At 44.1% G+C, this 23,704-nt stretch carries 16 protein-coding genes; 9 read left to right on the top strand and 7 right to left on the bottom strand.

Annotation, left to right across the window (positions count from 1 at the left end; all coding sequences use genetic code 11):
* From GMA13_RS08910 to GMA13_RS08900, 3 genes are all read left to right on the top strand, one after another.
* A partial coding sequence (locus GMA13_RS08910) for an LPXTG cell wall anchor domain-containing protein (protein ID WP_255911034.1) occupies positions 1-734 on the top strand: 734 nt, incomplete at its 5' end.
* Positions 735-1,041: 307 nt separating this feature from the next.
* Positions 1,042-1,617: a helix-turn-helix domain-containing protein gene (locus GMA13_RS08905; protein WP_255884202.1), complete on the top strand. Its 576-nt coding sequence runs from the start codon at positions 1,042-1,044 to the stop codon at positions 1,615-1,617.
* A 23-nt stretch (positions 1,618-1,640) separates the two neighbouring features.
* A complete protein-coding gene (locus tag GMA13_RS08900; RefSeq protein WP_255884200.1) occupies positions 1,641-3,293 on the top strand; it encodes an AMP-binding protein in 1,653 nt (550 codons plus the stop codon).
* Between the two features lie 222 nt (positions 3,294-3,515).
* Here the strand turns inward: GMA13_RS08900 and gap are convergent, their stop codons facing one another.
* Complete coding sequence (gene gap, locus GMA13_RS08895) at positions 3,516-4,544, bottom strand: type I glyceraldehyde-3-phosphate dehydrogenase (RefSeq protein WP_255884198.1); 1,029 nt, start codon at positions 4,542-4,544, stop codon at positions 3,516-3,518.
* A 708-nt stretch (positions 4,545-5,252) separates the two neighbouring features.
* Here gap and rny point away from each other — a divergent pair.
* Positions 5,253-6,806 carry a ribonuclease Y gene (gene rny / locus GMA13_RS08890; protein ID WP_255884197.1) on the top strand — a complete coding sequence of 518 codons (1,554 nt, stop codon included), beginning with the start codon at positions 5,253-5,255 and terminating at the stop codon, positions 6,804-6,806.
* 19 nt (positions 6,807-6,825) lie between these two features.
* Here the strand turns inward: rny and GMA13_RS08885 are convergent, their stop codons facing one another.
* Positions 6,826-8,394 carry an oligosaccharide flippase family protein gene (locus GMA13_RS08885; RefSeq protein ID WP_255884195.1) on the bottom strand — a complete coding sequence of 523 codons (1,569 nt, stop codon included), beginning with the start codon at positions 8,392-8,394 and terminating at the stop codon, positions 6,826-6,828.
* 290 nt (positions 8,395-8,684) lie between these two features.
* Between GMA13_RS08885 and GMA13_RS08880 the strand changes: the two genes are divergently transcribed.
* The 4 genes from GMA13_RS08880 (at position 8,685) to GMA13_RS08865 (ending at position 15,022) form a co-directional block, all read left to right on the top strand.
* The gene (locus tag GMA13_RS08880; protein ID WP_255884193.1) at positions 8,685-10,412 is read left to right on the top strand and encodes an ABC transporter ATP-binding protein; all 1,728 of its coding nucleotides are present in this window, start codon (positions 8,685-8,687) and stop codon (positions 10,410-10,412) included.
* Positions 10,412-12,148, top strand: coding sequence for an ABC transporter ATP-binding protein (locus GMA13_RS08875; protein WP_255884191.1), 1,737 nt, complete (start codon positions 10,412-10,414; stop codon positions 12,146-12,148). The genes GMA13_RS08880 and GMA13_RS08875 overlap by 1 nt, the downstream gene beginning before the upstream one ends.
* 364 nt (positions 12,149-12,512) lie before the next feature.
* The gene (locus tag GMA13_RS08870; RefSeq protein WP_255884190.1) at positions 12,513-14,060 is read left to right on the top strand and encodes an Ig-like domain-containing protein; all 1,548 of its coding nucleotides are present in this window, start codon (positions 12,513-12,515) and stop codon (positions 14,058-14,060) included.
* Between the two features lie 164 nt (positions 14,061-14,224).
* On the top strand, positions 14,225-15,022 hold the full coding sequence (locus GMA13_RS08865) for a polysaccharide deacetylase family protein (RefSeq protein WP_255884189.1): 798 nt from the start codon (positions 14,225-14,227) through the stop codon (positions 15,020-15,022).
* A 142-nt stretch (positions 15,023-15,164) separates the two neighbouring features.
* On the opposite strand, the gene leuD is transcribed toward GMA13_RS08865, so the two are convergent.
* Both leuD and leuC read right to left on the bottom strand, forming a co-directional pair.
* Entirely contained in the window at positions 15,165-15,647 is a 483-nt protein-coding gene (gene leuD / locus GMA13_RS08860; protein WP_255884187.1) for a 3-isopropylmalate dehydratase small subunit, read from the bottom strand.
* A 22-nt stretch (positions 15,648-15,669) separates the two neighbouring features.
* A complete protein-coding gene (gene leuC, locus GMA13_RS08855) occupies positions 15,670-16,929 on the bottom strand; it encodes a 3-isopropylmalate dehydratase large subunit (RefSeq protein ID WP_255884185.1) in 1,260 nt (419 codons plus the stop codon).
* 110 nt (positions 16,930-17,039) lie between these two features.
* Here leuC and GMA13_RS08850 point away from each other — a divergent pair, with 110 nt between their 5' ends.
* Entirely contained in the window at positions 17,040-17,708 is a 669-nt protein-coding gene (locus GMA13_RS08850; protein WP_255884183.1) for a Crp/Fnr family transcriptional regulator, read from the top strand.
* A 54-nt stretch (positions 17,709-17,762) separates the two neighbouring features.
* Here GMA13_RS08850 and GMA13_RS08845 read toward each other — a convergent pair whose 3' ends face one another.
* From GMA13_RS08845 to ribF, 3 genes are all read right to left on the bottom strand, one after another.
* Positions 17,763-18,797 (bottom strand): YeiH family protein, encoded by a 1,035-nt coding sequence (locus GMA13_RS08845; RefSeq protein ID WP_255884182.1) that lies wholly within the window; start codon positions 18,795-18,797, stop codon positions 17,763-17,765.
* Positions 18,798-18,933: 136 nt separating this feature from the next.
* Entirely contained in the window at positions 18,934-22,698 is a 3,765-nt protein-coding gene (locus GMA13_RS08840) for a phosphoribosylformylglycinamidine synthase (RefSeq protein ID WP_255884181.1), read from the bottom strand.
* 78 nt (positions 22,699-22,776) lie between these two features.
* Positions 22,777-23,703: a riboflavin biosynthesis protein RibF gene (ribF, locus tag GMA13_RS08835; RefSeq protein WP_255884179.1), complete on the bottom strand. Its 927-nt coding sequence runs from the start codon at positions 23,701-23,703 to the stop codon at positions 22,777-22,779.
* Position 23,704: the final 1 nt, after the last annotated feature.

The raw sequence follows: 23,704 nt of genomic DNA, 5'->3' as shown, positions 1-23,704 counted from the left end.
CAGCTCGTTATGAGAAGGTATACACAGGCGTTGCAGCAGAAGCAATCAACGGCTATGAATACAAGATCACAGTAGACGGCGCAAAGTGGATTCCGGACGGCATGGGCAACAACCCTGTTGTTTATGTAGAAAACGACAACTCAACAGTTACAATCTGGTATGATGAAGTAACAGGCGAGTGGGGCGCAGACGTAGAGTCAACAATCGAAACTGAGACTGAGACAGAAACAGAGACAGAAACAGAGACAGAGACAGAGACAGAAACAGAGACTGAGACAGAAACAGAGACAGAAACAGAGACAGAAACAGAGACAGAAACAGAGACAGAGACAGAAACAGAGACAGAAACAGAGACAGAAACAGAGACAGAAACAGAGACAGAAACAGAGACAGAGACAGAAACAGAGACAGAGACAGAGACAGAGACAGAGACAGAGACAGAAACAGAGACAGAGACAGAGACAGAAACAGAGACAGAGACTGAGACAGAAACAGAGACAGAGACTGAATCAGAGTCTGAGACAGAAACTGAGTCTGAGTCCGGCACAGACAAGCCGACAACAGGCGGCAACAACGGCGGTAACAACGGCGGTAACAACGGCGGCAACAATGGCAGCAGTTCAACAGGTAAGGTTGCAACAGGCGACAGCACAAACATTGCTATGCTTCTTCTTATCCTTGCAGCTGCAGCAGGCGTTGTAGTATTTGCACGCAAGAGAATTAAAGAAAACTAATTTCGATTAACACATTTTATTAAAAACTTTTATGCCAAAACGTGCTGGATATATGCAAGAATATTCAGTATATGAAAAAATAGCAAAGGAACGCCCTCCGATTATCGGAGGGCGTTTTTCTGCGCTAATCATATGTAACCGGGAATGAATAAAAAATACACCAAGAAAAGCTTGACGTTACTTTTTTTTGCTATTATAATAAATTTGGTACATAGTGACACTTAATAAATTCTAATGTCGTTGCCATTTGGATAAGCCATTAATTGCTTTATAGTTGTTATATATTTTGAAAAGGAGTACAGATTATATGGAAGCTAAATTAGTTGAAACAGCAGCCCGAATACGAGGACTGCGAGAGATTATGGACATTTCCCCCAAGGAAATGGCAGTTGCTACCGGCACAACAGAAGAGGAGTACTTAAAGCTTGAAAGCGGTGAGTGCGATTTTGGCTTTACATTCCTCAACAACTGCGCAGGCAAGCTTGGCGTTGATATTGTTGAACTGCTTACAGGCGAAAATCCTCATCTTTCACATTATTCCATTGTTCGCTGTGGCAAGGGTCTTGACATTAAGCGTCGTGCAGGCTTTAAATATCAGCATCTCGGCTATCGCTTCAGGAATAAGCTTGCTGAGGTGTTCTACGTAACTGCGCCGTATATAGAAGATGAGCAGGATAACCCCATTACCCTCTCTGTTCACGAGGGACAGGAGTTTGACTATATAATCAAGGGCAAGCTTAAAGTTGCGCTTGAGGATCATATTGAGATTTTGTCTGAGGGCGACTCAATTTACTATGACTCAAGCAGAGGTCACGGTATGATAGCAACCGGAGGAGAGGACTGCGAATTTTTAGCAGTTACAATCCACTCTCAGAAGAAATAATTAATGTTAAGGGGTAAAATTATATGTTAAACATTCATCAGAAATTTTGCAAAGAAACCTTCCATGACGGCAAGTTGGTCGATTTTAAGCCGGTTTATGAGGATAACTTCAATTTTTCATATGACGTTATAGACGAGATTGCAAAGGCTGAGCCTGACCGACGTGCGATGGTTTGGTGTGACTCCCACGGCAACGAGAGAACCTTTACTTTCGGAGATATTTCACGATACAGCAGCAAGGCTGCTAACCTTTTCAAGTCCGTTGGCATCAAAAAAGGCGATACGGTTGTGCTTGTTATGAAGCGTCACTACCAGTTCTGGTTTTCCTGCCTTGCTCTGCACAAGATTGGCGCAGTTGGTATTCCTGCAACAAATCTTTTGACAAAGAAGGACTATGTTTACCGTTTTAATGCAGCGCACGTTACCGCTGTTGTTGCAACCTCAGACGGTGAGGTTCAGGAGCATATAGCTGCCGCTGAGCCTGAATCGCCGTCACTCAAATTTAAGTTTTCCGTTAAGGGAAAGGGTCTTGACGACAGTTGGATAGATTTTGACGGGGAAATTGAGAAGCAGAGCGATGTTTTCCCTCGCGAGAATATTCTTGCAACAGACCCAATGCTGCTTTATTTTACATCCGGCACAACGGGTATGCCTAAAATGGTTTACCATGATAACACCTATCCGCTTGGTCACATCATCACCGCTAAGTATTGGCACAATGTCGACCCTGACGGACTTCACCTTACAATTTCAGACACAGGCTGGATGAAGGCTATGTGGGGTAAACTGTACGGTCAGTGGCTTATGGAGGCGGCTATCTTTGTCTGCGACTTTGATAAATTCACTCCGTCCGACTTATTACCGCTTTTTGCAAAGTATAATATTACTACATTCTGTGCACCACCGACAATTTATCGTTTCTTTATTCAGGAAGATCTCTCTAAGTATGATCTTACAAGTCTTAAGTATGTTACAACCGCCGGAGAGGCGTTGAACCCTGAGGTTTACAACAGAATTTACGAGGCTACCGGCTTAAAGCTGATGGAAGCGTTCGGCCAGACCGAAACTACTCTAACACTTGGAAATCTTGTCGGTTCAACTCCCAAGCCGGGTTCAATGGGCAAGCCGTCACCCGGATATGAGGTTGAGCTTGTTGATGCCGAGGGTAATCCTGTTGAAACAGGCGTTGTAGGAGAGGTTGTGCTTAAGACAGAGCATGGCAAGCCGTGCGGTATGTTCAACGGCTATTATCAGAATCCTGAGCTTACAAAGAGCGTATGGTACAATAACCTCTACCACACAGGCGATACAGCGTGGAAAGATGAGGATGGATATTACTGGTACGTTGGCAGAACAGATGATATTATTAAGTCCTCAGGCTACCGTATCGGACCGTTTGAGATTGAGAGCGTAATTATGGAGATGCCATGCTGTGCCGAGTGCGCAATAACAGGTGTGCCTGATCCGATAAGAGGACAGGTTGTTAAGGCTACAATCGTGCTTGCAAACGGCTTTGAGCCGAGCGAGGAGCTGAAAAAGGAAATTCAGACCTATGTTAAAAAGCAGACAGCGCCGTATAAATACCCAAGAGTTGTTGAGTTTGTGGACGAGCTTCCAAAGACAATAAGCGGCAAAATCAGACGTGTTGAAATTCGTGGCGACGAAAAGAAAAATTAACAGCATAAAATAAAGAAGAGTGCTCCAAAAGGAGCGCTCTTCTTTTTATATAGTGGCTAAAAATTTTGGTAAAATTAAATTTGACACGAGATTATAGCAATAGAAAAAGAGCTTTCTATGACCGGTAAGCTATAACGGAATTCTTGCTTTTAATAAAACAAAATGGGCGGCACAATGTGCCGCCCAAAATATTTCAGTTAACTCTGAATTAATAGCAATTAATTAAAGCTCTGCGAAATATTTAATTGTTCTAACCATCTGGCTTGTGTAGCTGTTCTCGTTGTCATACCAAGAAACAACCTGTACCTCATAAAGATCGTCAGCAATCTTTGAAACCATTGTCTGTGTAGCGTCAAAGAGTGAGCCGTATCTCATGCCGATAACGTCAGAAGAAACGATAGGATCCTCGTTGTAGCCGAAGGACTCAGAAGCAGCAGCCTTCATAGCAGCGTTGATGCCCTCAACTGTAACGTCAGAACCCTTAACAACAGCTGTAAGAATTGTTGTTGAACCTGTTGGTACAGGAACTCTCTGTGCAGAACCGATAAGCTTGCCGTTAAGCTCAGGAATAACAAGGCCGATAGCCTTAGCAGCGCCTGTTGAATTCGGAACAATGTTAGCAGCGCCGGCTCTTGCTCTTCTGAGGTCGCCCTTTCTGTGCGGACCGTCAAGAATCATCTGGTCGCCTGTGTAAGCGTGAATTGTGCTCATAATACCGCTTTGAATTTCAGCATACTTGTTAAGAGTATCAGCCATCGGAGCAAGGCAGTTTGTTGTGCATGATGCAGCAGAAATGATTGTATCGTCAGCTGTAAGAGTCTTCTCGTTTACGCTGAATACAATTGTCTTGAGGTCGTTGCCTGCCGGAGCAGAAATAACAACCTTCTTAGCGCCTGCGTCAATGTGAGCCTGGCTCTTAGCCTTTGAGCAGTAGAAGCCTGTGCACTCAAGTACAACGTCTACGCCGATTTCACCCCAAGGAAGCTCAGCAGCGTTTGGCTTTGCATAAATTGTAATCTCTTTGCCGTCAACAATGATTGAGTTCTCGCCGGCCTCAACAGTGTGAAGGTTCTCGCCGATTCTTCCGCAATAACCGCCCTGTGCTGTGTCGTACTTAAGAAGGTCTGCAAGCATCTTAGGATCTGTAAGATCGTTGATTGCAACTACCTCATAACCTTCTGCACCAAACATCTGTCTGAATGCAAGACGACCGATGCGGCCGAAACCGTTAATAGCAACTTTAACTGACATAATGATTTACCTCCTGTGTTTTGCAAAACTTTTTAATAGTATTGCTATCTATAAATCATAGCAATACTATGATAAAGCATTTTAAGGAAGAATACAAGGGTTTGACAAAAATTTAACAAAAAATTTTTCCATTATTTTCAAATTATCCGTCTGTGCCACGCTATTATTCTGCTGTGGAATAATAGCATTTGACATAGAGGACTTTTGTTTCCCTGCTTCTGCAATATTTTTCCCGATATTTTAAAAGACATTCAAAGCAGTTCAATTTTTATGATTTTTCTGTGTTATCATATATAATGTATAAGTTAAAAAATGCCAAAGCTTTTGTTTGATTTAGTATAATTTTTACCAAATAATACTTTAGCTTGCTTGACTTTTTGCCCAATAGAGGTTAAAATATAAAAGGATATATTATACGTATCAGGTATCAAAAACAGATACAAAAGGATAATCCAAACCGCACTGCGGTATATCATTTTTGCTCGGCTCTTTTAGGCGCCGTTATTATATAGATAAACTAATTATAGTTTTGAAAAATCCATAATATAGCAAGTAGTCTGTAATATAGGATGGGTCTTATTTTTTTAAACCGTTTTGAGTTTATTTAGTATATTTACAATTGAATATGAGTAATAACGGCATCTTCAGGGCTGTTGAACTTTGAATTAACTTTTAAAAATCAACAAAACTTAAGGAGGTGTCACTCAGATGGAAATATGGTTAGCAATACTGCTTTTAGTGGTTGCCGCTGTTGTATGCGGAGCAGTAGGCTTTTTTATGGGCATCAACCACAGAAAAAAGATTGCCGAGGCTGAAATCGGTTCTGCAGAGCAGGAAGCAAAGCGCATTATCAGCGAAGCTATGAAAACCGCCGAGGCAAAGAAAAAGGAAACCATATTAGAAGGTAAAGACGAGCTTCATCGTCTTAGAAACGAATCTGAAAAAGAGCTTGCCGAAAGAAGAAGAGAGGTTCAGCGTCAGGAGAGAAGAATGCAGAACAAGGAAGAAACTCTTGACAGAAAACTGGAAAATCTTGAGGCAAAGGAAGAAAATGTTGCAAAAAGGCAAAAAGCAGCCGATGAACGCTTTGCAGAAGCGGAAAAGGTTAAAAAGAGCCAGTTTGAGGTTCTTGAAAAAATTTCCGGTTTTACTGCCGAGCAGGCAAAGGCTCATTTGTTAAGCCAGCTTGATGATGAGCTGACACATGAAAAGGCGACAAAGATTCTTGAATATGAGCAGCAGCTCAAAGAGGAATCTGATAAAATGGCGAGAAAGGTTATTTCTCTTGCCATTCAGCGCTGTGCCGCCGATCAGGTTGCCGAGGCAACCGTATCCGTTGTTCCACTGCCGAATGACGAAATGAAGGGACGTATTATCGGTCGTGAGGGTCGTAATATACGTACTATAGAAACGCTTACAGGCGTTGACCTTATTATTGATGATACGCCGGAGGCTATTACGCTGTCGTGCTTTGAGCCTGTAAGAAGAGAAATTGCAAGAGTTGCGCTTGAAAAGCTCATTACAGACGGTCGAATTCACCCGGCTCGCATTGAGGAAATGGTTGAAAAGGCAAGACGTGATGTTGAGCATACAATCAAACAGGAAGGCGAAAGAACAGTTATTGAGGCAGGCGTTAATGGTGTTCACCCGGAGCTTATTAAGCTTTTGGGCAGACTGCGTTATCGCACAAGCTACGGTCAGAATGTTTTGAATCACTCACTTGAGGTTTCATACATTGCCGGTATGATGGCAAGCGAATTGGGGCTTGACCCGACCATAGCTAAACGTGCAGGTCTTTTGCACGATATAGGCAAGGCTCTCGACCACGAAATGGAAGGCTCGCATATTGAGCTTGGTGTTGAGGTTTGCCGCAAATACAAGGAAAGTGAAGCTGTTATTCACGCTATTCACGCTCACCACGGTGACGTTGAGGCTAAAACAGTTGTTGCCTGCTTGGTTCAGGCTGCCGACGCAATATCGGCTGCAAGACCGGGGGCAAGGCGTGAAAACCTTGAAAATTACATAAAGCGTTTGCAAAAGCTTGAGGAGGTTGCCTCCTCATTTGAGGGCGTTGAAAGCTGCTACGCTATTCAGGCGGGACGAGAAATCAGAGTTCTTGTTAAGCCTGAGGTTATCAATGACGAGAGAATGGTACCTCTGTCAAGGGAGATTTGCCAGAAGATTGAGTCTGATCTTGAATATCCGGGTCAGATTAAGGTGAATATTATACGTGAGAGCAGAGCAGTTCATTTTGCAAAATAAAAAATATGCCGAACGAGGGTTACTTCGTTCGGCTTTTATTTTGCATTGAGCTTAAATTTATCTTCCTTGGGGAAATATATGAGCGAAAATCAAGCTCGCCTTTGCTTACTGCTCCAACGGCGCATATAAGCACAAGATATAGCAAAAGGCTGATTATCAGGAAAATAACGGTAAAAAGGCTGTTTTGAAAAAGCGGCATAATGCGCTGAAGCATAGATAGAATTATGCAGGGCAATGCGGCACAGGCAATCGGCTTTACTACCCAATCAACTATTTTAAAATCTACGTATGCAACCCTGATAAGCCGCATAAGGCTAAGCCCTGTGTTTAATATGCCGCTGATGAAATAAACCGCAATTAGACCCTTAATTCCGAAAATCGGCAAAAGCAGAGTAATCAGCCCAACACGAACGGCGGAGTCGATAATATTGTATGTAAGATAGTGAAGCTGCTCGTTAAGACCTTTAAGCATACCGTCTATTACTGAGTCGAGATAGAACAGCGGCACAATAGGCGCAAGTATTCGGATATAAGCGGTGACCTCGCTTTCATTAAAAAGCATTGTGCCGATATTGTCGGCAAATAAGAAGAATATCACAGAGGCAGGCGCCGAAAAGAGAAAGGCAAATCGCAGCACCTTTTCCGTCATATGGCGTATGGAGCTTTTTCGCACAGTAGCGGCGGCGTCAGCAAGCTCCGGTATCATCAGCGTTGAAAAAGAGAGCAAAAAGGCTGATGGAAATGTCAGAAGAGGCATAGCCATACCTGCTATTATGCCGTACTTAGACAGTGAATCGTTGACTGAGTGACCATAGCCGACAAGTCCCCTTGGAATAAGCACATTTTCTGCGGCTGCAAGTCCTGTCCGCACAGTTGATGAGAGCGTAACGGGAACTCCGATTGATAAAGCCTTGCTGAAAAAACCTGCTCCACTGTTTTTTTGCGGCTTGATTTTTCTTACGTCACGGCGGTAGAGAATATATGTGTATACAAATGACAGCACCTCTGCTCCTGTTGCTCCGAGTGCAACGGCACAGCAGGCGTACTCTATACCGAGTGGTGCAAGCGTTCCTGCAAGTGCGGCAAATATTACTATCTCGGCTATCTGCTCTAAAAGCTGCTCGCTCGCCGTTATATATGCCTTTCGTCTTGCATAGAAATAACCTCTAAAGCAGGCTGAAAGCGCCAAAAACGGAAGTCCAAGCGCCATAACACGCAGTGAAAGTGCAGCCCTTGTGTCACCAAGGATGCTGTCACAAATCGGAACAGAAAAAACATACAGAATAATTGAGGCAGTCAGGCTTAATGCTAATGCTGAGTACAGGCACAACGATGTAAATCGCCTGCCCTTTGCATTTTCACCTCTTGCAAAGCATTCTGTAACGGTGCGTGTCGCTATAAGCGTAATTCCGGAGGTGGAAAAGGTTACGCAGAAAAAATAAATTGAACAGATAAGTTGAAACAGGCCTATTCCATTTGCGCCTATCGTATTCGACATATACACACGAAAGCCCATTCCCAGTGTTCTTGACAACAGTGCCGAGCCTGTCATTATTGCGGCGTTGATAAAAAATCTTCTCTTTCTCACATTCCGTTCTCCTTTGTGTCTTTTTATATTTATATGAAGGACATATGAGATGTTTTACGGTTATTTTACGAGAGAGGAAAAAATTAAGAAAAAATAATCTTGAAAGCCTTAATAAATTGTATTAGTATAGTGTTGTCAGAATTTTGCTCCTTTCGGGAATTATTATTTTGATGAATGAGATTTTGAGTTTTGTGTGGAAAATTAGAGTTTTTTGATTGCACCGCTAAACTCTAATTTACTGTCCCAAGGGATAGCCGAATTACAATTTATATTTAGTTAGGGTTGAGTTAATGTTTAAATTGCTTAAATATCTAAAGGATTACAAGTTGCAGCTTACAATAGGCCCTGCCTGCAAGCTTTTGGAGGCAATTTTTGAGCTTATTGTGCCGCTTGTTATGGCTGATATAATCGACATAGGTGTAAGCAGCGGCGACGCAGGGTATGTGCTTAGACAGGGTGGCGTAATGATTCTGCTCGGTGCTGTCGGTTTGTGCAGTGCGCTTGTTTGCCAAAAAAGTGCGTCAATAGCATCGCAGGGCAGTGGAACTAAGCTGAGAAATGAGCTTTTCCACCATATCAACACTTTGTCCTTTACAGAGATAGACAGGATAGGTACTCCTTCACTTATTACAAGAATGACGAATGACATAAACCAGCTTCAATATGCTGTGGCTATGCTTATTCGCCTTGTTATCCGTGCGCCGTTCCTTGTTGTAGGTGCTATGATTATGGCTACTACAATTAATCTTAAGCTTTCGCTTATCTTCTTAGTTGCATCTCCGCTTATCGCACTTGTTCTGTACTTTATAATGAGTAAAAGTGTTCCGCTTTTTAAGCTTATTCAAAAGCGTCTTGACAGGCTTTCGCTTATCTCAAGAGAGGGTCTTTCCGGTGCAAGGGTTATAAGGGCATTTCACAAGGAGGACAAGGAGCAGCAAAGATTTAATGATGCAAATGAAGAGCTTGCAAAAACAGCGCAGAATGTTGGTGTGCTGTCAGCTCTTTTAAGCCCTCTTACCTATGCGATAACAAACCTTGCTATTGTTGCAATAGTATGGTTCGGAGGCGGCCTTGTTGATACAGGTCAGTTGCAAACCGGCGATATTATTGCTCTTGTAAGCTATATGACGCAGATTCTTCTTGCTATGGTTGTTGTTGCGAATCTTGTGGTTGTGTTCACAAAGGCGTCTGCCAGCGCTGCAAGGGTCAATGAGGTGTTTGAGCTTGAACCGTCAATCAAGAGTGGCTCGGAGAGTGAGCTTACACTCGACAGTGATAAGGACTTCATCAGGTTCGACAACGTCAGCTTTGGCTACGGTGGCGGTGATGTACTGAAAAATATAAGCTTCGCTGTGCAAAAGGGTGAAACCGTAGGCGTTATTGGTACAACGGGCAGCGGCAAGTCAAGCCTTGTAAATCTCATTCCAAGGTACTATGACACTACAAGCGGAAGCGTAAGCATAGGCGGAAATAATGTTAAGAATTATCCGCTGTTGCAGCTTAGAAAGCTATGCTCGGTTGTAATGCAGAAGGCTGTGCTGTTTTCCGGCACAATTGAATCAAACCTTAAATGGGGAAAACAGGACGCAACTGACGAGCAGATGAACCGTGCGCTTGAAATAGCGCAGGCTAAGGAGTTTGTGGACAAGCTACCTAATAAAATAGAAACTCAGGTTGCTCAGGGCGGCAAGAATTTTTCCGGCGGTCAAAAGCAAAGGTTGACTATTGCACGGGCGATTATTGCAGGTGCACCGATACTGATTCTTGACGACAGTGCAAGCGCATTAGACTTTGCGACCGATTATGCCCTTAGAAGCGCTATAAAGAAAAACACTGAGGGAACAACGGTGTTTATAGTTTCTCAGCGTGTTGCTACCGTAAAGGACGCTGATAGGATACTTGTGCTTGATGACGGCGAGCTTGTTGGATATGGCGTGCATAAGGAGCTTTTTGAGCGGTGCAGCGAATACAGAGAGATTTGTCTTTCTCAGCTTAGCGCAGAGGAGGTGCAGGCGTAATGAACAGGGGTGTAGTAAAGAGAATTTTAGGCTATACATCAAAGTACAAGAGCTATCTTATTGGTGCGTTTTTGTTTGCTGTTATCAGCGTTTGTCTTACGCTTTTAGGGCCTGTGCTTACAGGTCAGGCAATAGACTATATTATTGGAAAGGGAAATGTCGATTTTGTTTCTGTCGCAAAAATTCTTATAGGGCTTATCTGCACAACCGCAGGTGTTTCGCTTTTTCAGTGGCTTATGAGTTTGTGTATCAACAGGGTGAGCTACTATACGGTGCGTGATATGCGAATTGACGCATATAAAAAGCTCAACAACGTGCCGCTTGCATATATTGACACAAACGCTCACGGCGATATTATAAGCCGCATTATTAATGATATTGACGCTGTCGGCGACGGACTTTTGCAGGGTGTAACTCAGCTTTTTTCGGGAATTATTACCATTGTAGGCACATTAGGCTTTATGGTTGCAATAAACTTTAAAATTGCCGTTGTAGTTGTGCTTGTAACGCCTCTGTCGCTTTTTGTTGCAGCAGGCATAGCTCGATTATCGGCGAAAATGTTTTCAAAGCAGCAGCGCACTCAGGGCGAGATAAGCGGCTTTGTTGAAGAGATGATAGGAAATCAGAAGGTTGTTTCGTCATTTTCAATGGAGGAGAAAAACGAGCAGGAATTCAAAAGGCTCAATGACGAGCTTTATATCTGCGGCAAAAATGCGCAGTTCGCTTCATCTCTTGCAAACCCGTCAACACGCTTTGTAAACGGCATAGTGTATGCCGCAGTAGGCGTTATAGGTGCTCTCAGCGCAATAGCAGGAGGACTTACTGTCGGTCAGATTTCCTGCTTTTTAACCTACGCAAATCAATACACCAAGCCGTTCAACGAGGTTACAGGCGTTATTTCACAAATCCAGACCGCCATTGCAGGCGGCGCAAGGTTGTTTGAGCTTATGGACAGTCCAAACAAAACGCCCGACAGCGAAAACGCAAAAGAGCTTGAAAACGTCAAGGGAGATATTGAGTTTGATAATGTCAGCTTTTCATATACGCCGGACAGACCGCTTATAAAAAGCTTTAACCTAAAGGTAAAGCAGGGCCAGCGTGTTGCCATTGTCGGTCCCACAGGCTGCGGAAAAACAACGCTTATTAATCTTTTGATGCGTTTTTATGATGTTTGCAGCGGAGAAATTAAAATTGACGGAGAGCCTGTTGAAAGGCTCACAACCGAGAGTATACGCCAAAGCTTTGGTATGGTGCTTCAGGACAGTTGGTTGTTCAACGGTACGGTGAGGGAGAACATTGCCTACGGACGGGAGGACGCAACTGACGAGGAGATTATTGCGGCTGCCAAGGCGGCGTATGCACATTCATTTATTATGCACCTGCCAAACGGCTATGACACGGTAATTACCGAGGACGGCGGTAATTTGTCACAGGGGCAAAACCAACTTTTGTGCATTGCAAGGGTAATGTTGTCAAATCCTCCTATGCTGATACTTGACGAGGCGACAAGCAGTATTGATACGCTTACAGAGCAGAGGGTTCAGCTTGCGTTTAATAAGATGATGCAGGGCAAGACAAGCTTTGTTGTTGCTCACAGGCTGTCAACGATAAAAGAGGCTGACATAATACTTGTGATGAAGGACGGAAATGTGATAGAGCAGGGCAAACATTCGCAGCTTTTGAGGCAAAACGGATTTTACGCTCAGCTTTATAACAGCCAGTTTGCTAAATCGTAACAAAGTTGTAATTCAGTGTGGTAAAGCGTATTGTGAAAAGATTAACAAACCGCCTGTTATATGAACAAAATAACAAAAAACCACATATAATTATGTTAGTATTGCACAAATAACTGTGCTTTTCGGATTTTGGCTATTTTCACAAATGATTACGTGTCTGTAACCTAATTATAGGGAAAATTCATTAAAATTAAAGGAAAATGTTTGAAAAAACCGCTGTTTTAGGCGGTTTTTTCTCTTTGGACAACTTTTTTTAAAACTTTACAAACTTGTTACAATCGGTTACAATATATACCGTTGACTGTTGTTAACAACGAAAACACGATTTTAAAGGAGGCAAAGAGAGCTTGCTCTCTGACTTTTTATGATTAAAAAAACCAAGAAAATCACATTTGCGGTATGTTGTGCAGTGCTGTGTGCGATAATCGCAGTTTCAACAATATATGCGTCAGCCGCTTCTGACAATAAATTAACCGTTGTGACCGACGAACTTGAAAATTATGACGGAATTGCAGCAACAACCCCGACATATGAAGTAAGCGGTGTGAATTACACAGGTGTAGTAAAAATCAGCCGTGCTACCCTTACATTAGGTGTAGGCGAGGACTTCACCCTCAGCGCTGGAATAACTCAAACAAACAATGCAAATCAGACAGTAACATGGAGCAGCAGTTCAAAAAGTGTTGCTACGGTAGATACAAATGGCAAAGTTTATGCTGTAAAACCGGGAACAACAGTTATTACTGCTTCACTTGCAAACGGCAGCAAATCTGAGTGTACAGTAACAGTAAAGAAAGCTCCGACAAAGCTTTCACTTAACAAAACAAGCCTTACGCTTGGTATTGGTGAGCAGTACGACTTAAACAGCTCGCTCAAAAGCGATGAGGGTGCGTACAGCATTGTTTATTCAAGCAACAACTCCTCTGTTGCCTCTGTAAAGGCGGCAGGCGGTTTTGTTACTGCTAAAAAGGTAGGTACTGCTACAATTACAGCTACAACGTACAACGGCAAAAAAGTTACTTGCAAAGTTACAGTAAAGAAAGCACCAACAAAGGTTTCTCTTAACAAAACGAGCCTTACACTCGGTATCGGTGAGCAGTACGACTTAAACAGCTCACTCAAAAGCGGTGAGGGTGCTTACAGCATTGTTTATTCAAGCGATAACTCCTCTGTTGCCTCTGTAAAGGCGGCAGGCGGCTTGGTAACTGCCAATAAGGTAGGTACAGCGACAATAACAGCAACAGCCTACAACGGTAAAAAGGTTACTTGCAAAGTTACAGTAAAGAAAGCACCAACAAAGGTTTCACTGAACAAAACAAGTCTTAACTTGACTTTGGGCGAGCAGTTTGACTTGAACAGTTCACTCAAAAGCGGCGAGGCGGCTCGCAGCATTGTATACACAAGCAATAACTCCGCTGTTGCGTCGGTAAAGGCAGCAGGCGGTCTTGTAACTGCTAATAAGGAAGGCACAGCGACAATAACAGCAACAGCGTACAACGGAGTAAAGGTTACTTGTAAAGTAACAGTAAGTGCTCGCAGCTATACAGATGACGATTTATACTGCCTTGCAGCCGTTATTTGGCAGGAGTCGGGTTCATACTGGCTGAGCGACAGATGCCAGCTTATGGTTGGTAACGTTGTTTTGAACCGTGTTGCAAGCTCACGCTTCCCGAATACTATAAGAGGATGTCTGCAAAGTCCGGGTCAGTACGGACCGATGGCATGGAACATCAGCATTCCGAGCGGTTCTAATTCAATAGAGAAGAAAGCAATTGAAAGATGCTTTAAAAACGCAAAGAAGCTTCTTGAGGGTCACAGAGAGCTTCCTTCAAACGTAGTGTTCCAGGCGAATTTCCCACAGGGTTCAGGCACATATGCTTATGAAGGCGGACTTTACTTCTGCTATTTGTAAAATTTAGTTGATAATAAAACAGCTGTAAAACAGAGCGTTAAGGCTTTGCTTTACAGCTGTTTTTTGTTTGTGTCAGGAAACGACTTTTACCATTTTGCGTTGAACCAATGTTAAGCGGAATATTACTGTATTTTTGTGCATATAAAATACAGGGAGGGGTAAGAATGAAGCTTTTGATACTGACAAGGAAGAAGCTAATTGTAATGGCGTGCTGTGTGATTATGGCGGTGATAACGCTTTTTGTTTCGCTTGGCAGTTACGGCAGGGCGATTGAAGCGTCTACCACAGAGCGAAAAATACCTATTTACAATGTTGATAAAACAGAAAAGGTGTGCAGTATTTCATTTGACGCGGCATGGGGCAATGAACAGACCCAAAGCCTGCTTGATATACTTGATAAATATAAGGTGAAATCAACCTTTTTTCTTGTAGGAGAATGGGTTGACAAATATCCCGATGATGTAAAAAAAATAAGCGATAAGGGGCATGATGTGGGTAATCATTCCGACACACACGCACATTTGCCGCAGCTTGGCAATGACGGTATTCTTAAGGAGCTTCAAGGCTGTAACGAAAAAATAGAAGCGATAACAGGCAAGTGCCCTACTCTGTTCAGACCGCCATACGGCGATTATAACAATGCCGTTGTTGAAGTAACAAACAGTATAGATATGTACTGCGTGCAGTGGAATATTGACAGTCTTGACTGGAAGGACCCGTCACCGCAGGATATGGTATCACGCATAAAAAACAATCTTTGTTCCGGCAGTATAATCCTTATGCACAACGGTGCAAAGAATACGCCCGAAGCGCTGCCTATGATAATTGAAATGATACAGAGCGAGGGGTATAAGATTGTACCGATTTCAGAGATTCTGCTCAAGGGTGAATACAAAACTGACGTTCAGGGCAAGATGATTGCCGTAAACTCCAAGAGTGAAGAAACAACTAAGGCTAATTAATATAAATTTATGAAAAATTAGAGGAGTACATATCAACAAGGCGAGCATAAGTTGAGCCTGAGAGTAAAATTACAACAGCTAAAGAGCCACAGCGCTTTCGCTGTGGCTCTTTATAATGCCGGTTAAGTTTTGCGATAATCAATTACTTGATATAGTTGATAAGACCGCCTTTTGCGATTATGTGCTGTATAAATTCCGGGAATGGCTCAGCTTTGTATGTTTTTCCTGTTGTTTCGTTTGTTATAATGCCTGTGTTGAAATCAACGCTAACCTCGTCGCCATTTTTGATGTCACGAGCCGCCTCGTCGCACTCCATAATCGGAAGGCCGATATTGATGGCGTTTCTGTAGAAAATTCTTGCAAAGGTTGAAGCAATAACGCATGAAATGCCTGAAGCCTTAATCGCAATCGGTGCGTGCTCTCTTGACGAGCCGCAACCGAAGTTTTTCTCGGCAACCATAATGTCGCCGCTTTTTACGTTGTTGACAAATTCCTTGTCAATATCCTCCATACAGTGAGCTGCAAGCTCCTTGTGAGAGGCGGTGTTCAAATATCTTGCAGGGATAATAACGTCTGTGTCAACATTATCGCCGTACTTGTGTACTCTGCCCTTAACACTTTCCATTTATATTCACTCCTTTCAAAAATCAAACCTTAGCCGGGTCAGTTATGTAGCCGGTTATTGCCGAAGCAGCGGCAACAGCCGGGCTTGCAAGGTAAATCTCGGAGTCAACGTGGCCCATTCTGCCGACAAAGTTGCGGTTTGTTGTGGATACTGCACGCTCACCCTGAGCCAAAATACCCATATGACCGCCAAGGCACGGACCGCAGGTTGGTGTGGAAACAACTGCGCCTGCGTTTACGAATATGTCGAACAGACCCTCGTGCATAGCGTCAAGCCAAATCTGCTGTGTGCCGGGCAGGATTATGCATCTTACGCCCTTTGCTAGCTTCTTGCCCTTTAATACACTTGCGGCAATTCTCAAGTCGGTGAGTCTGCCGTTTGTGCAGGAACCTATAACAACCTGGTCAATTTTAATCTCACCTACGTTGTCGATAGTCTTTGTGTTTTCCGGAAGATGCGGAAATGCTACTGTCGGACGGAGTGTTGAAAGATCAATTGTATAGGTTTCGTCATATACTGCGTCTTCATCGGCTGTGTATTCAACCGGAGTGCCCTGGAACCTGCCGTTGCAGTATTCACGTGTTACATTGTCAACAGGGAAAATGCCGTTTTTAGCGCCTGCCTCAATTGCCATGTTTGCAATGCAAAGTCTGTCGTCGATGCTTAAGTAGTCAAGACCGTCGCCTACAAACTCCATTGATTTGTAAAGTGCGCCGTCAACGCCGATTTTGCCAATGATGTGAAGAATAATGTCCTTGCCGCTTACCCACGGAGCGGGCTTGCCTGTTAAAATAAACTTAATTGCGCTCGGAACCTTGAACCATGCCTTGCCGGAAATCATACCTGCTGCCATATCGGTTGAGCCAACGCCTGTCGAAAATGCGCCAAGTGCGCCGTATGTACAGGTGTGTGAGTCTGCGCCGATAACAAGGCTGCCCGGTCCTACAAGACCCTTTTCAGGCAGTAGTGCGTGTTCAATGCCCATTTCGCCAACGTCAAAGTAATTTTTAATCTCATATTTGTCTGCAAAATTTCTTACTTGCAGGCAGTGCTGTGCGGATTTAATATCCTTGTTCGGTGTGAAGTGGTCCATAACCATTGCGATTTTTGTTTTGTCGAAAACGCTGTCAGCATTGCAGCCCTCAAAAACATTGATTGCAACCGGAGAGGTAACATCGTTGCCGAGAACCATATCGAGCTTTGCCTCGATAAGCTGTCCTGCCTTGACTTCATCAAGCCCTGCGTGTGCGGCAAGAATCTTTTGGGACATAGTCATACCCATAGTGAATTCCTCCTGTCAAATTATCTTGAAATGATTATCGCATAAGGCTTGATAAAAGAATGTAAACTATGCTACAATTAGTTCAGCTTAACTGATAAGGCGGCGATTTTATGGAACAAAACACCATATATTACGGCAATAATTACGCAAATTTGCCGGATGACGTAAGGGGTATTTTTGAGAGTCTGAGTATTCCGAAGCGTTTCACAAAAAATCAAATGATTTATATGCAGGGTGAGAGAGCCGACTGCTTTTATTATTTAAAGTCGGGCAAGGCAAGAATTTACTTTTCCTCGCCGGAGGGAGATGAAAAAACGCTTGCGAATGTTGAGGACGGGTCAATACTCGGCGAGGCAGCGTTCTTTGACGGAATGCCGAGGGTTTCGTCTGCCGTTGCCTTAAGCGAAAGCAGGATAATTCCGGTTACGGAAAAAATACTTATAGAGCATTTCCGCAAAGACCCAAGCTTTGCAATAACTCTGCTGAATTTGCAGGCGAGGTCAATAAGGATGCTGTCATCACAGGTGAGCAGTATTACATTTTTACAGGCGAACTGCCGCATTGCAAGACTGCTTATTCAGGTGCGTGAGCCTTTGGGCGGCGAGAGATACAGTGTTCATCTGACGCACGAGGAGATTGGCAACATTATTGGTGTTTCCCGTGTGACTGTGAGCAAGCTGCTCAATTCAATGAGAAACAGCGGCATTATCAAAACAGAGTACCGCAGGATTATTATAGAGGATTTAAACGAGCTTTTCCGCATTGCAGAGTTTGAATAACAAAGCGCCCGACGGCACAAACCGTCGGGCGTTGTCGAGTTAGTATAAAAATTTTTACCATATACCGAGAACGTGCTGCATTAACAGGCTTACTACCGATATGCCTATCCAGCAGCACAATCCCATAAATATTGGCTTTGCACCTGATTTTATAAGCTTGACTATATTTGTGTTCAAGCCAATTGCCGACATAGCCATTATAATAAAGAACTTGCTAAGCTCCTTAAGTGGGGAGAAAAAGCTGTTTGGAACGCCGAACGAAACGGCAAATGTTGTTATGACAGACGCTAGAACAAAAAAGATAATAAAAAACGGGAAAATCTTTTTTAGGCTGACCTTAGCGCCGGCGCCTGATGACTGCTTTTTAGCCTTTCTTGTTCTGTAAAGAGCAAGGCAAAGCGTTATGGGGATAATGGCGAGTGTTCGTGTCAGCTTTACAATAGTTGCGCTGTCAAGCGTATTTGCACCGGGATGTATACCGTCCCAAGACGATGCAGCGGCTGTAACCGATGAGGTGTCGTTTATTGCTGTTCCTGCAAATAGCGCAAAGCCCTCGTTTGACAGTCCGAGTACGCCGCCCAAGGTAGGAAAAATTAAAGCGGCAAGTATGTTGAACAGGAATATTACGGATATTGACTGTGCAATTTCCTCGTCATCAGCATCAATAACAGGTGCAGTTGCCGCTATTGCCGAGCCGCCGCAGATTGACGAACCAACGCCGATAAGCGTTGAGATTTTCGCAGGGGCTTTCATAAGCTTGTAAAGCATAAAGGAAATAACAAGCGAGGTTGTAATTGTTGCTAAAATTATTGGCAGTGATTGTGCGCCAACCTGAACAATGCTTGTAAGATTAAGCCCAAAGCCGAGCAAAATGACGGCGTACTGGAGTATTTTTTTAGATGTAAAGGTAACGCCGCCGCTTATATAATCTCTGAATTTGCCCTTGATAAACAGTGTGATTATCATACCAAGCAGTATCGCAAACACAGGGCCGCCGACAATGGGGAAGAGCTTGCCAAGGAAAAATGACGGCACAGCGATTATAAGGCACAGCAATATGCCAACGGAGTTCTTTTTGATAAATTCCATTTTAAGCTATCCTCAATTCGTTTTCTTATTTATTATGCACAGGTGTATGTAAGCTACACAAGTCTTTGCTTTTTTAATCTTTAAAAGCGACCGCAACCCAATTAAGGTGCGGTCGCTTTGTTTTAGGCTTCAGCGATTATTTAAAGTAATTTACGCCGCTTTCAAACAGCTTTTGATCCTTCTCAAACGGAACGTTTGAATACAGGTTTTCGCCTTTTCTTTCTGAATGTCCCATCTTGCCAAGAATTCTGCCGTCGGGGCTTGTGATGCCCTCAATAGCGCATACGGAACCGTTTACGTTCCACTTAATGCTGTCGCTCGGATTGCCGCTTAAATCAACATACTGCGTTGCAATCTGTCCGTTTTGAGCAAGCGCTTTTATTGTTTCGTCGCTTGCAACAAATCTTCCCTCGCCGTGCGAGATAGGAACAGCAAATACTTCGCCTGCGTCTACGCCTGAGAACCACGGAGATTTAACCGAGGTAACTCTTGTGTAAGCCATGTGTGAAATATGTCTGCCGATTGTGTTGAAGGTAAGGGTCGGGTTGCCGTCCTTGATGTCGGTAATCTTGCCGTTTGGCACAAGTCCGAGCTTGATAAGAGCCTGAAAACCGTTGCAGATACCGAGCATAAGTCCGTCACGGGTGTCGAGCAAGTCTGTTACAGCCTGTGCAATTCTTGGGTTGCGGAAGGTTGTGGCTATGAACTTGCCTGAACCGTCAGGCTCGTCACCTCCGCTGAAGCCGCCCGGGAACATAATAATCTGAGCTCGTCTTATAATCTTTTCCATTTCTTCAATGGTCTGTTCAATGTCAGACGGCTTTAAGTTCTTAACTATAAGAAGCTCAGGGTTTGCGCCTGCCTTTGCAAAGGCTCTTGCTGTGTCAACCTCACAGTTTGTTCCGGGGAATACCGGAATAAATACTGTTGGCTTTGCTGTCTTTATTGCAGGAGCTTTTGCGCTTCTTTCGGTGTAAAGCTCAGTTTTAACTGAAATTTTCGGGCATTCTGCCTCTGTTGGGAATACCTTTTCAAGCTTGCTTGTCCAAACGCCGATAAGACCGTCAATGTCAAACTTTGCCGATACTGTGTCGATTATCGGCTCCTCTGTTGTTGTACCGAGGTTATAGTACAGGAAGCCGTCAGCCTCGTCATTATCTGCCATTTCAAGAATGAGTGAGCCGCTGAGCGGTGCGAAAAGCTCCTTAGCTGTAAGCTCGTGGTCAAACTTGAAGCCAAGCTTGTTTCCGAAGCACATCTTGCATATTTGTGCCGCTGCGCCGCCTTCCTTGACAACGCCTGCACTCAATACTCTGCCCTGCTCCATAAGTTCGTAAACCTTTTGGTACATCTCTTTTACCTGACACCAAATAGGCATTGCTGTTTTATTATCCTCCGGCAGCGGTACATAGATTACTCTTGAGCCTACATTCTTGAACTCGGAGGAGATTGTCTTCGACGCTTTTGTCATTGCTACGGCAAAGCTTACAAGTGTCGGCGGAACGTCAAGCTGTTCAAACGAGCCGCTCATACTGTCTTTGCCACCGATTGACGGTACACCCATTTCAAGCTGTGCTGTCATTGCGCCCAGCAGAGCTGCCGCAGGCTTGCCCCAACGCTCAGGCTTATCGTGCAGACGCTCAAAGTATTCCTGGAATGTGAGTCTTGCCTTAAGCGGATTTGCGCCGATTGCAAGCAGCTTTGACATTGACTCAAGCACAGCGTAAGCAGAGCCGTGGAACGGACTCCAGCGTGATGTGCCCGGAATATAGCCGAAGCTCATTGCTGTGGCGTCGTCTGTTTCGCCCTGCTCAAGCGGAATCTTTGCAGCCATTGCCTCAGTTGGCGTGAGCTGATACTTACCGCCGAAAGGCATATTTACTGTTGCTGCGCCGATACTTGCGTCAAAGCGCTCAGAAAGTCCTATTTGTGAGCAAACTTCAAGTCTTGAAAGGTTTAGCTTAAATGCTTCCTCCAAGGGTCTGTTCTCAAGTACCTTCGGAACCTGTGTTCTGTATGACTTTTTCGGGTCGGGTGCTGTAATATATGCGCTTGCCGTTTGTGTTACGCCGTTAGTATTTAAGAATTCACGGCTGAGGCTTACTATGGTGTCGCCTCTCCAGTTCATTGTAAGACGAGGGTTCTCGGAAACAACCGCAACCGCTGTTGCTTCAAGATTTTCATCTCCTGCAAGAGCGATGAATTTTTCAACGTCATTTGGGTCAAGCACAACTGCCATTCTTTCCTGTGATTCGGAGATTGCAAGCTCTGTGCCGTCAAGACCCTCATATTTCTTTGTTACCTTGTCAAGGTCAATGTCAAGACCGTCTGCAAGCTCGCCTATTGCAACGCAAACGCCGCCTGCACCGAAGTCATTGCAGCGCTTAATCATATTGGCAACCTTTTTATCTCTGAAAAGGCGCTGAATTTTTCTCTCTGTCGGCGGATTGCCCTTTTGAACCTCAGCACCGCAGGTTTCAATTGACTGTTCTGTGTGAGCCTTAGATGAGCCTGTTGCACCGCCGCAGCCGTCACGACCTGTTGCGCCGCCAAGCAGAACAATGATGTCGCCGGGAGATGGAACCTCTCTTATTACATTTTCCTTTGGGGAAGCGCCTATAACTGCGCCGATTTCCAATCTCTTTGCAGCATAGCCGGGGTCGTAAAGCTCTGTTACCTGACCTGTTGCCAGACCAATCTGGTTGCCGTAGGAGCTGTATCCTGATGCTGCACCGGTTGTAATCTTTCTTGTAGGCAGCTTTCCGTGCATTGTGTCCTTAAACGGAATTGTAGGGTCGCCTGAGCCTGTTACACGCATAGCCTGATATACATATGCTCTGCCTGAAAGCGGGTCACGTATTGCACCGCCGAGGCAGGTTGCTGCACCGCCGAAAGGCTCAATCTCTGTCGGGTGGTTGTGGGTTTCGTTCTTAAACTGAACAAGCCATTTTTCTGTTTTGCCGTCTATTGTTACAGGAACCTCAATTGAGCAGGCGTTGATTTCCTCACTCTCGTCAAGGTCGGGAATTAAACCTCTCTTTTTGAGCAGCTTCATTCCGCAAAGAGCCATATCCATAAGGGATACGTCCCTTGTGCTGTCCTTACCGTAAAGCTCCTCTCTTGCGTCATAATATGCCTTTAAAGCATCCTCAATAACGCCTGTTAAAGCGCCCTTTTCGATCTCTATATTTTCAAGTCTTGTGAGGAAGGTAGTGTGGCGGCAGTGGTCTGACCAATATGTGTCGATAACTCTAAGCTCTGTTACGGTCGGGTCACGCTGTTCGTCGTTTTTAAAGTAATCACGGCAGAATTTAAGGTCAGAGAGAGTCATGGCAAAGCCCATTGAGTTATAATACTCCTCCATCTGCTCATCATCAAAACCGATAAAGCCTTCGATTACAGCTACGTTCTCAGGCATTGTAACGGGAATGTCAAGGCTTTCGGGCTTATCCATTGAAGCAACTCTTGATTCAACCGGGTTTACAAGATAGCTCTTAACCTTTTCAAATTCCTCGTCTGAAATATCGCCCGATAGAACAACAACCTTTGCACTTAAAACCTTAGGTCTTTCCTGCTGTGTTAAAAGCTGAGTACACTGTGCGGCACTGTCGGCACGCTGGTCATACTGACCCGGCAGGTATTCCATTGCAAATACCTTGGAGCTGTCCTCATAGGAAAATTCCTCATCATAAATATTGTCCTGGTTAGGCTCGGAAAAAACAGTTTTCTTAGCCATTTCAAACTGTTCCTTTGTAAGACCCGAAACATCGTATCTGTTCAGCAGCCTTAGTCCGTTAATCTGCTTAAGTCCGAGATTATGGCGCAAATCCCAAAGCATTTGCTTTGCTTCAACGTCAAATCCCGGCTTTTTTTCAACAAAAACTCTGGTTACCTCTGACATCTGATTACCTCCTGTTTTAAGCTTTCGCTGTCGGAATGTGTTTTAGTTTGTCTATATTTTAACATACAGTGGCGTATTTTACAACGATGTATCGGCTCTTTCAAAAATATTTTTAGCCGTTTGACCGTCCTTGAGTATCGCCGCCTGAAGCTGTGTAATTCCCGAAAATTTCTGTTCGGGTCTTATGAACTGTACAAGCTCTATTTTGGGACGGCAGCCGTAGAGTGAACCGATTTCTCTGTCTAAAATCCATGTTTCGGAAAGGGGACAGGGACTTCCGACAGTTGGCTTTACGCCAATATTTGTTACCGCTTTTTGTGTTATTCCGTCAATTGTTGCATAGGTGGCGTACACGCCGAACCTTGGCAGGATAAAATCACACGGAATCGGCTGGTTGATTGTTGGGGTTTCCATTTTGCGCCCAAGCTCGTTGCCGTGACTTACGGTAAAGTCAAAAGAAAAACGCCTGCCGAGCATTTTGTTTGCCTTTTCGACTTCTCCGCTTGCAAGAGCATTCCTTATCCTTGTTGAGCTTATAGCCTCGCTTCCAAAAATAACGGGTGGAAGTGTTACAGCCTCAATGCTGTTATTGGCGCATAAGGTGTGAAGCATTTTTTCATCTCCTGCGCCTGCCTTGCCGAAATGATAATTAAAGCCGCAGAAAACTTTTTTGGCGCCGAGAGCCTTGCAAAGAATGTTTTGGACAAAATCCTGCGGCGAAATGTTCCTGATGCTTTCAAAGTCAAGCTCATATAAAACCTCAATGCCAAGACTTTCTAAAAGCTCATATCTGCTCTGCCTTGTCATAAGCCGAGGTACTGCTCTTTTAGAAATTAATCTCTGGGGACTTTCCTTAAAGGTAAGCATTGCAGGGATAAGACCACAATTTTTCTGCTCGACTGCGGCGTTTATTACACTTTGATGACCTCTGTGCAGACCGTCAAAAAAGCCGAGCGCAAGCGACAGCTCGCCGTCGGAGCGTTCGATGTTTTGGTATATTTTCATA

The sequence above is a fragment of the Ruminococcus sp. zg-924 genome, assembly GCF_024433635.1.
In the GTDB taxonomy this organism is placed as follows: Bacteria; Bacillota; Clostridia; order Oscillospirales; family Acutalibacteraceae; genus UBA7067.
This window is presented reverse-complemented; position numbering and strand designations above follow the sequence as displayed.

Excerpts from the sequence above, each read along its gene's own strand:
- GMA13_RS08900 (WP_255884200.1), top strand. The coding sequence starts at position 1,641 with ATGTTAAACATTCATCAGAAATTTTGCAAAGAAACCTTCCATGACGGC.
- GMA13_RS08845 (WP_255884182.1), bottom strand. The coding sequence starts at position 18,797 with ATGGAATTTATCAAAAAGAACTCCGTTGGCATATTGCTGTGCCTTATA.
- GMA13_RS08870 (WP_255884190.1), top strand. The coding sequence starts at position 12,513 with ATGATTAAAAAAACCAAGAAAATCACATTTGCGGTATGTTGTGCAGTG.
- leuC (WP_255884185.1), bottom strand. The coding sequence starts at position 16,929 with ATGGGTATGACTATGTCCCAAAAGATTCTTGCCGCACACGCAGGGCTT.
- ribF (WP_255884179.1), bottom strand. The coding sequence starts at position 23,703 with ATGAAAATATACCAAAACATCGAACGCTCCGACGGCGAGCTGTCGCTT.
- GMA13_RS08905 (WP_255884202.1), top strand. The coding sequence starts at position 1,042 with ATGGAAGCTAAATTAGTTGAAACAGCAGCCCGAATACGAGGACTGCGA.
- rny (WP_255884197.1), top strand. The coding sequence starts at position 5,253 with ATGGAAATATGGTTAGCAATACTGCTTTTAGTGGTTGCCGCTGTTGTA.
- GMA13_RS08865 (WP_255884189.1), top strand. The coding sequence starts at position 14,225 with ATGAAGCTTTTGATACTGACAAGGAAGAAGCTAATTGTAATGGCGTGC.
- GMA13_RS08880 (WP_255884193.1), top strand. The coding sequence starts at position 8,685 with ATGTTTAAATTGCTTAAATATCTAAAGGATTACAAGTTGCAGCTTACA.
- GMA13_RS08840 (WP_255884181.1), bottom strand. The coding sequence starts at position 22,698 with ATGTCAGAGGTAACCAGAGTTTTTGTTGAAAAAAAGCCGGGATTTGAC.
- GMA13_RS08875 (WP_255884191.1), top strand. The coding sequence starts at position 10,412 with ATGAACAGGGGTGTAGTAAAGAGAATTTTAGGCTATACATCAAAGTAC.
- gap (WP_255884198.1), bottom strand. The coding sequence starts at position 4,544 with ATGTCAGTTAAAGTTGCTATTAACGGTTTCGGCCGCATCGGTCGTCTT.
- GMA13_RS08850 (WP_255884183.1), top strand. The coding sequence starts at position 17,040 with ATGGAACAAAACACCATATATTACGGCAATAATTACGCAAATTTGCCG.
- leuD (WP_255884187.1), bottom strand. The coding sequence starts at position 15,647 with ATGGAAAGTGTTAAGGGCAGAGTACACAAGTACGGCGATAATGTTGAC.